This window comes from Nonomuraea aurantiaca, from assembly GCF_020215705.1.
In the GTDB taxonomy this organism is placed as follows: Bacteria; Actinomycetota; Actinomycetes; order Streptosporangiales; family Streptosporangiaceae; genus Nonomuraea; species Nonomuraea aurantiaca.
The window spans coordinates 1-8,834 of the sequence record NZ_JAIWNB010000079.1 but is presented as its reverse complement, the minus strand read 5'-3'; the positions used below and the strand labels follow the sequence as shown (position 1 = coordinate 8,834).

Below are 8,834 nucleotides of genomic sequence, written 5' to 3'. Positions count from 1 at the left end.
AGCCGCCCACCCAGCTTCACCCAGAGGCCACCCCAGCGAGCGACTCGACGTCCGTAACGGTGGCCGCTTAAGATCAACCCACGGCACCTACCTCGTCGAGCTTTTACACCGCTCCGAGGACGCGACCAGGCGGCACAGGTACGCGACGCACTCAACGAGATCCACGGCCACGATGGTGCGCACTACAATGAGCCAACTCAAGGCACAGTACGCAGGGCGGCGCACCTGGGCCGCGCACGAGAGCTTGGGGTAGTGGCGTTGGCACTGAAGAAGTCGGACCTGTACAGCTCGCTGTGGGCTGGTGCTGACGAGCTCCGCGGCGGCATGGACGCGAGCCAGTACAAGGACTACGTCTTGACGCTGCTCTTCGTGAAATATGTGTCGGACAAGGCCAAGGCTGACCCGTACGCGAGCATAGAGGTGCCTGAGGGTGGTTCGTTCGATGACCTCGTCGAGCTCAAGGGTAAGCCGGACATTGGCGAGAAGATCAACGTCGCCATTCGCACGCTGGCAGACGCCAACGACCTGCAGGGCATCATCAACAACGCTGACTTCGACGACCCTGACAAGCTTGGTCGTGGCAAGGAGCTCGTTGACCGCCTGACCAGACTGGTCGGCATCTTCCAGAATCTCGACTTCACGGGCTCGCGGGCTGAGGGCGACGATCTGCTCGGCGACGCCTACGAGTACCTGATGCGGCACTTCGCCACCGAGTCGGGCAAGAGCAAGGGTCAGTTCTATACGCCAGCCGAGGTGTCGCGTGTGATGGCGGCACTCCTGCAGATCCCGAAGGACGCGCCACGCTCGACGACTGTTTACGACCCCACCTGCGGGTCAGGGTCCTTGCTGCTCAAGGTGGCTGACGCCGCGCCAAACAACCTGACGATCTACGGCCAGGAGAAGGACAACACCACTCGGGCGCTGGCCGTTATGAACATGATTCTGCACGGCAACGCGACGGCAGAGATTCGCCAGGGCGACACCCTGACCAATCCGCAATTCATTCGGAACGACGCGCTGCGTACCTTCGACTTCCTGGTCGCTAACCCGCCCTTCAGCGTCAAGAGTTGGACGAGCGGGCTGGAGAACGAATACGGCCGCTTCGACGGCTATGGCCGTCCACCCGAGAAGAACGGCGACTACGCCTTCCTGCTGCACATGGTCAAGAGCCTTAAGTCGACCGGCCGTGGTGCAGTGATCTTGCCGCACGGTGTACTTTTCCGCGCAAACGTCGAGGCGACTATCCGCAAGACTCTGATCAAGAAGGGTTACATCAAGGGGATCATCGGTCTGCCGGCGAACCTGTTCTACGGCACCGGCATCCCTGCATGTATCATCCTTCTCGACAAGCACGACGCTCAGGCGCGCACGGGCGTCTTCATGATCGACGCCAGCAAGGGCTTCGCCAAGGACGGTCCGAAGAACCGTCTGCGTCCGCGCGACATGCACCAGATCATCGATGCCTTCGTGAATCAGAAGGAGATCGACCGCTACAGCCGCATGGTGCCGCTGAGCGAGATTGCCGACAGCAAGAACGACTACAACCTCAATATCCCTCGTTACATCGACAACTCCGAGCCCGAGGACATCCAGGATCTCAGCGCCCACATCAAGGGCGGTGTGCCGAACCGTGACCTGGACGCCCTCCAGCCGTACTGGGAAGCTTTTCCGAACCTGCGCACCGAGCTCTTCAAGCCACTGCGCGAGGGCTACAGCGAGCTGGCGGTCGAGCGCACCGAGATTCAGAGCACCATCAACGGCTCACCTGAATACGAGGCACTAGCCTCAACCACGACTGGCACGGTCAACCACTGGTGGAACATCCAGCGCGAGCTGCTCGAGGGCATCACTGCTACCACCCGACCAGCAGACCTGATTTACGAGCTTGGCGAGACCCTGCTCGACGCCTTCCGTAAGCGCCCGCTCATCGACGAGTACGGCGTCTACGAGCAGCTCGTGAGCTACTGGAACGACGTCATGCACGACGACGTCGCCCTGATCATGGCCGAGGGCTGGGATGACGCTGCCAAGCCACGCCCGACCATCGAGAACAAAGAGCGCAAGCTCAACGAGACGCCGGACCTAGTCATCGGCAGTGGGCGCAGCACCAAGAAGTACAAGATGGACCTGGTTCCGCCGAGCTTGATCGTGGCGCGCTACTTCGCCACCGAGCAGGCCGAGGTTGACGAGCTGAACGCCGTCGCCGAGCAGGCCGGCCAGGTCGTCGAGGAGTTCATCGAAGAGAACTCGGGCGAAGAGGGCTTGCTTGCTGACGCCATGGATGACGACAAGATCAGCAAGAAGCTGACTGCCGATCGCCTGAAGGTTGCCAAGTACGAGGACCAGAAGAGTGATGAGGTCAAGGCACTCCAGGAGCTCATCAGGCTGTACAACGCCGAGGCCGAAGCCAAGAAGGCTGCCAAGGAAGCCCAGGCCAAGCTCGACGAGGCGACGCTCAAGCAGTACGCCAAGCTGAGCACCGACGACATCCAGAGCCTCGTCATCGACGACAAGTGGGGAGCCCGCTTCGTGCGTGGCGCCCAGGCGGAACTGGACGTTCTGATCCGCAAGCTCGTCGACCGTCTGACGGTGCTCGCCGATCGCTACGCCGAAACCCTCAGTGAACTGGAAGCCGAGGTCGAGAAGCTCAGCGCGAAGGTGGCCGAGCACTTGGCCGCTATGGGGGTCGAGCGATGACTATCAGCAATGAGTGGACGATGTATCGACTCGAAGAGCTGACGGATCCGAATCGTCCAATCCGATACGGGATCGTTCAGCCGGGCCGGTTCGATCCAGATGGTCGGTACATGATTCGCGGTCAGGACTACTCGGAGTCACGCGGCTGGGCGAACCCCGGCGACATGTTTCGAGTCAGTGCCCAGGTCGAGTCGAGGTACAAGAACGCCCGAGTGAAGGCCGGCGACCTGATCATTACAATTGTAGGCGCGGGGACCGGGCACGTAGAGGTAGTCCCGGATTGGCTTGACGGTGCAAATCTAACCCAGACCACTGCTCGCATTGCGATTCGAAAAGACGTCGCAGATCCGGTGTACTGCAAGTACCTACTACAGAGCCATGCTGGTCGCGAGCAGGTAGCTTCCTTCGTGAAGGGAAATGCTCAGCCTGGTCTCAATGTCGCCGATGTGCGAAAGTTTCGATTTAAGCTGCCCCCTCGCCCTGACCAGGGAGCAATTGGCGCGCGTCTGTTGGCGGCCGATGAGCTGATTAGATCTCTCACCATTTTGATCTCCAAGGAGCGCGTGATCAAGCAGGGGTTGATGCAGGAGCTCCTAACTGGCCGCACTCGCCTAGTGGGATTTTGCGAAACTTGGACCGAGCGGACGATTGCTTCATTGATCGACGGGTTGGCTGCAGGGACCTCCGTGAGGTCCGTTGATGGCGTCGCCCAACCGGCGGTTCTCAAGACGTCTGCGGTACGTGGAGGCAAGTTCGACTCCCGAGAGGTGAAGACAATCTTGCCGCAAGACGTGTCGCGAGCATCGTGTGTGCCCGTTGCGGATTCCCTGATCATTAGTCGCATGAACACGCCTGCGATGGTTGGCGATGTTGGGTATGTAGAGAAAGAGCAACCGGGGCTCTACCTACCTGACAGGCTATGGCTGGCTCGGCCTCGCCCCGGTTCAGGCACGAGCATGCGCTGGTTGGCAGCCCTCCTATCGCACGGAGAGACAGCCCAGTCGGTGCGTGATCTCGCAACGGGCACGAGTAACAGTATGAAGAACATCCCGAAGACAAGGCTGTTGTCACTCCATGTATCTACTCCGCCGAGCGATGAGCAACACGCTATTGCGGAAGTGCTCCGAGATGTCGACGCCGAGATCGCAGCCCTCGAACGCCGCCTTGAAGCCACCCGCGCGATCAAGCAGGGCATGATGCAGAAGCTTCTGACCAAGAGCACTCGCATGGTAACGGAGGGCGCAGCATGAGCGATGTAGGACAATTAGAGCGCGCGACGCAGAACCGCGTCATCAAGTTCTTCCAGGAACAGCTCGGATACGAGTACGCCGGTAACTGGGAAGACCGCGTGGGCAACTCGAACATCGAGGAAGCTCTGCTTCGCCAGAACCTGCTGGCTCGTGGCTACGATGAGGAAATTATCGGCAAGACTATCAACGAGCTGCGCAAGGCCGCATCGGTCGGCGGCGCTCGTTCGCTGTACGAGGCCAATCACGAGGTCTACGACCTGCTCCGTTACGGCGTGCCGGTCAAGCGTGGCGTTGGCGAGCAGTTCGAGACCGTCTGGGTCATCGACTGGGCCAACCCCAGCGCCAACCACTTCGTCGTAGCTCAAGAGGTCGCCATCGCAGGCGTGCACAACAAGCGCCCCGACGTCGTGGCCTACGTCAACGGTCTGGCCTTGGGCGTCATTGAGTTCAAGCGCTCGAAGGTGAGCGTTAGCGAGGGCATTAGACAGAACATCGGCAACCAAAGCGAGCACTTCATCCGGCCGTTCTTCTCGACCGTCCAGCTCGTGTTCGCGGGCAACGACGTGGAAGGTTTGCGCTATGGGGTCATCGAGACGCCCGAGAAGTACTGGCTGGAGTGGAAGGAACCGGAGGACAGTCCTGTCGGCGCGGGTGTGCCTGGCCGGCTGGATCAGGCTATCGCGCAGATGTGCTCAAAGGACCGATTCCTTGAGCTCATTCACGACTTCATGGCCTTCGACGCTGGTATCAAGAAGATTGCGCGTCACAACCAGTTCTTCGGGGTCAAGGCCGCTCAGGCCCGCATCGCCAAGCGCGAGGGTGGCATCATCTGGCACACCCAGGGTTCGGGCAAGAGCCTGACCATGGTCTGGCTGGCCAAGTGGATTCGTGAGCACCAGCAGGACCAGTCCCGTGTCCTGATCATCACCGACCGCACCGAACTCGACGAGCAGATCGAGAAGGTCTTCGGTGGGGTCAACGAACAGATCTACCGCACCACCTCGGGCGCGGATCTGCTCACTCAGATCAACAAGCACGACCCGTGGCTGATCTGTTCGCTCGTCCACAAGTTCCGCGGTGGCGATGACGACAAGGACCTCGACGAGGCTGGCGAGGAATTCATCTCCGAACTGCACGCGCGCCTTCCGGCCAACTTCGCGCCCAAGGGTAATCTGTTCATCTTCGTCGACGAGGCGCACCGTACTCAGTCGGGCAAGATGCACCGAGCCATGAAGGAGCTGCTGCCTGGCGCGATGTTCATTGGTTTCACCGGTACGCCGCTGCTCAAGACCGACAAGGCGACCAGCATCGAGACCTTCGGATCGTTCATCCACACCTATAAGTTCGACGAAGCGGTCGACGACGGTGTCGTGGTCGACCTGCGCTACGAGGCCCGCAACATCGACCAGGACCTGACCAGCCCCGAGAAGGTCGACAAGTGGTTCGAGGCCAAGACCAAGGGTCTCACCGACCTCAGCAAGGCCACACTCAAGAAGAAGTGGGGCACGATGCAGAAGGTCGTGTCTGCTGAGCCCCGGGCCAAGCATATCGTCCAGGACATCCTGCTCGACATGGAGACCGAGCCGCGCCTTGTGAGCGGCCGGGGCAACGCCATGCTCGTCGGCGAGAGCATCTACCAGGCGTGCAGGTTCTACGAGATGTTCGTCAATGCCGGTTTCAAGGACAAGGTCGCCATTGTCACGAGCTACGTGCCGAGCCCGGGCGACATCTCCAAGGAGGACTCGGGCGAAGGCGCTACCGAGAAGTTCCGTCAGTACGACATCTACCGCAAGATGTTGGCCGACTTCTTCGGCGTGAGCGAGGACGAGGGCGTGACCCGGATCGAGGAGTTCGAGAAGGAGGTCAAACGTCGCTTCGTCGAGGAGCCGGGCCAGATGCGCTTGCTCATCGTGGTCGACAAGCTGCTGACCGGCTTTGATGCTCCGAGCGCCACCTATCTGTACATCGACAAGAAGATGCGCGACCACAAGCTCTTCCAGGCCATCTGTCGCGTCAACCGCCTCGACGGCGACGACAAGACCTACGGCTACATCATCGACTACCGCGACCTGTTCAACTCGCTTGAGAACGCCATCACTGACTACACCTCGGGCGCCCTCGACGGCTACGAAGAGAGGGATGTCGAAGGTCTTCTCAAGGACCGCGTAGAGGAGGGCCGCAAGGATCTCGACGAGGCACTGGAGAGGATTCGTGCCCTCGTAGAGCCGGTCGCACCACCGAAGGGAACGCTGGAGTACCAGCACTACTTCGTGGCCTCTGTGCCGGGTGACGCCGCTCAGATCAAGGCCAATGAGCCGAAGCGTGTCGAGCTCTACAAGTCCGTTTCGGCTCTGGTCCGTGCCTACAGCGCCATTGCCAACGAGATGGTAGAGGCTGGCTACACGGCAGCCGAAGCCTTATCGATCAAGGCGGAAGTCGCCCACTACGTGGCGGTTCGCGACGAGGTCAAGTTGGGTGCTCGTGAGAACATCGATATGAAGAAGTTCGAGGCTGGCATGCGTGCCCTTCTCGATACCTACATCCGAGCCGACCCGTCTGAGGTGGTGGCGACCTTTGACAAGGGCTTAGTCGAGCTGATCGTCGAGCGAGGCGAGGGTGCTCTCGACACCCTGCCTCTGAACATGCGCAAAAACCCCGGGGCCGCGGCCGAGACCATAGTCAACAACGTCCGCAAGACGATTGTAGACGAGCGGGCGATGAACCCGAAGTACTACGACCGCATGTCAGAACTCCTCGACGCTTTGATTGAACAGCGTCGTAAGGAAGCCACGGACTACAAGGAGTACCTCGCTCGGCTCCTCGATATAGCCAAAAAGGTTGGAACCGGCGACTCGGGCACCAAGTATCCGGAATGGGTTAAGGATGGAGCGCAGCGAGCCTTGATCGACTTCAACTTCCTAGACCCGAACCTGGCAGTACTAGTTGATGGGACTGTACGTCACGCAAAGGAGCACGATTGGGTCGGCAACCGTATGAAGGAGCGTGCTCTTGCCCGCGAGCTGCACAAAGTGCTGCCGCCTGACTTCGATCGCTTCGATGAACTGTTCGACCTGCTAAAGGCGCGAAATGAGTACCGCTAACGCCTACCTCACTGTCGCTGGCCTCGGCGTTGATGTCGTCTACAAGGACATCAAGAACCTTCACATCTCGGTCTACCCGCCGGTGGGCCGGGTTCGTGTTGCTGCCCCGCAGAGGCTGGATGAGGACGCGATTCGTCTCGCCATCATTCAGCGGCTACCGTGGATCAAGATGCAGCGCCAGCAGCTCCAGGACGCCGACCGCCAGACGGATCGCTGCATGGTCTCCGGTGAAACCCACTACGTATGGGGCGAGCGCTACCGCCTCGACTCGTCACGCGTTGGTCGCTCGCACATCGAGCTCAAGGGCAAGATCCTTTGGTTGACCGCCCCGGCCGACGCCGATGGCGATGCCAAGCGCGCGATCCTTGATCGCTGGTATCGCCGCGAGCTCAAGGCTGCGCTGCCCAAGCTCATCGCCAAGTGGGAGCCGATCATTGGCCAGGACGTCGCCAAGTTCGTCGTCCGCCGTATGAAGACCAAGTGGGGGACGTGCCAGACGGCAACGCGGGCGATCTGGATCAACCCCGAGCTGGCCAAGAAGAACCCGCGCTGCCTTGAGTACATAGTGGTCCATGAGATGGTCCACTTCCTCGAGCGCACCCACAGTGAGCGCTTCGTCACCCTGATGGACAAGTTCATGCCCGACTGGCAAGCCCGCTGCGACGAGCTCAACGACGCACCATTGGCGGCGGAGGACTGGTCATGAGGCTGATCAATTCGCGTATTCGGGGTTACGGGAAACTCGGTGACACGAAGACCAACCTCGACGCGAAGGTGATTGCAATCGTCGGCCCAAACGAGGCTGGCAAGGCCACCTCTTGAGCGCCCTTGTTCACGTCAATTCAGATGCCGGTCTCCCGCTTGCGGGCCGGTCGCGGACGATGACCGTCCGGGATCGCGATACGGTCACGGAGTTCAGCTACGTGCTCGATAAGGACGACCAAGAAGCGCCCGCGCCTGGATCTCAACCCGTTGCCAAGGCGCAACGCCGATCCACTCCACTCACGACAGTGAGTACCAGTAGGTGTGCACTGGCGGCTTCGGCCACGACGGAAGCATAACAAGACTACTGGTGTGCTTCCGCCGTTCCGGTCGGCCGGGGCGGGACCAGCCCGGAGAGGCCGCATGCCCGCCCCGGACGGACCGGTCCGGCCGCGTAGCGGCCGGTTTAGAAGACGCAGAGAAAGTTCTCATCCGGTCGACCATCGATCTTGTCCTGTCCCCTGTTGCCATGGTCGGGACATGCACGTCAGTCGTTCGCTGGCAGGCAAAGGAGGGTGCGTCGTAGCCTGAGGATGTCACCTTCCGGGAGGCAGGCTGTGGACGACGACACCAACAATTCCAGTGCACCGGTACGCACTATCGGCCAGCGCATTCAATACCTGCGTGAGCGTCGCGGTATGACCCGTGAAGTCCTCGCCGGCCTGGTCGGCAAGTCCGAGAGTTGGCTGAAGGCCGTCGAGCGCGGTCGCCGTCAGCAGAATCCCCGGCTGCCGATCCTGCTGCAACTCGCTGAGGCCTTGCGCGTTCGCGATCTAAGCGAGCTCACTGGCGACCAGTCCATGCCTGTACGGATGTTCACCGGTTTGTCAACGGCCAAGTGCGTGTGGCTCTGACGCAAAGCGTGTGGTCTCGTTACCGAGCGTTGCTTGGCGGGGTTCGTCGGGGTTCGTCGCGATTGAGTAACTGTCCGCGCATGAAGGCGTCCGCTGGGTGATGATCTGGTTCTCCCTGAACTCGATCGTTCACGAGCGGCCGTGGAGTCATGGTGCACCATGCCGAGCAG

At 60.7% G+C, this 8,834-nt stretch carries 6 protein-coding genes; all 6 read left to right on the top strand.

The window, feature by feature from the left end; all coding sequences use genetic code 11:
* The first annotated feature begins 252 nt into the window (after nt 1–252).
* The 6 genes from LDL49_RS55845 to LDL49_RS55820 all read left to right on the top strand — a co-directional run bounded on the left by LDL49_RS55845 (nt 253) and on the right by LDL49_RS55820 (nt 8,664).
* A complete protein-coding gene (locus LDL49_RS55845) occupies nt 253–2,697 on the top strand; it encodes a type I restriction-modification system subunit M (RefSeq protein ID WP_225303089.1) in 2,445 nt (814 codons plus the stop codon).
* A gap of 20 nt (nt 2,698–2,717) precedes the next feature.
* Nucleotides 2,718–3,947, top strand: a complete 1,230-nt coding sequence (locus LDL49_RS55840; RefSeq protein ID WP_225303088.1) for a restriction endonuclease subunit S — start codon at nt 2,718–2,720, stop codon at nt 3,945–3,947.
* Complete coding sequence (locus LDL49_RS55835) at nt 3,944–7,048, top strand: type I restriction endonuclease subunit R (protein WP_225303087.1); 3,105 nt, start codon at nt 3,944–3,946, stop codon at nt 7,046–7,048. The genes LDL49_RS55840 and LDL49_RS55835 overlap by 4 nt, the downstream gene beginning before the upstream one ends.
* Nucleotides 7,035–7,754, top strand: coding sequence for a M48 family metallopeptidase (locus LDL49_RS55830; protein WP_225303086.1), 720 nt, complete (start codon nt 7,035–7,037; stop codon nt 7,752–7,754). The genes LDL49_RS55835 and LDL49_RS55830 overlap by 14 nt, the downstream gene beginning before the upstream one ends.
* Nucleotides 7,751–7,870 (top strand): AAA family ATPase, encoded by a 120-nt coding sequence (locus LDL49_RS59730; protein ID WP_225303085.1) that lies wholly within the window; start codon nt 7,751–7,753, stop codon nt 7,868–7,870. The genes LDL49_RS55830 and LDL49_RS59730 overlap by 4 nt, the downstream gene beginning before the upstream one ends.
* A gap of 497 nt (nt 7,871–8,367) precedes the next feature.
* The gene (locus LDL49_RS55820; RefSeq protein WP_225303084.1) at nt 8,368–8,664 is read left to right on the top strand and encodes a helix-turn-helix domain-containing protein; all 297 of its coding nucleotides are present in this window, start codon (nt 8,368–8,370) and stop codon (nt 8,662–8,664) included.
* The last annotated feature ends 170 nt before the right edge of the window (nt 8,665–8,834 follow it).

Coding starts and splice junctions, on each gene's coding strand:
- LDL49_RS55840 (WP_225303088.1), top strand. CDS start 2,718: ATGTATCGACTCGAAGAGCTGACGGATCCGAATCGTCCAATCCGATAC.
- LDL49_RS55835 (WP_225303087.1), top strand. CDS start 3,944: ATGAGCGATGTAGGACAATTAGAGCGCGCGACGCAGAACCGCGTCATC.
- LDL49_RS55830 (WP_225303086.1), top strand. CDS start 7,035: ATGAGTACCGCTAACGCCTACCTCACTGTCGCTGGCCTCGGCGTTGAT.
- LDL49_RS59730 (WP_225303085.1), top strand. CDS start 7,751: ATGAGGCTGATCAATTCGCGTATTCGGGGTTACGGGAAACTCGGTGAC.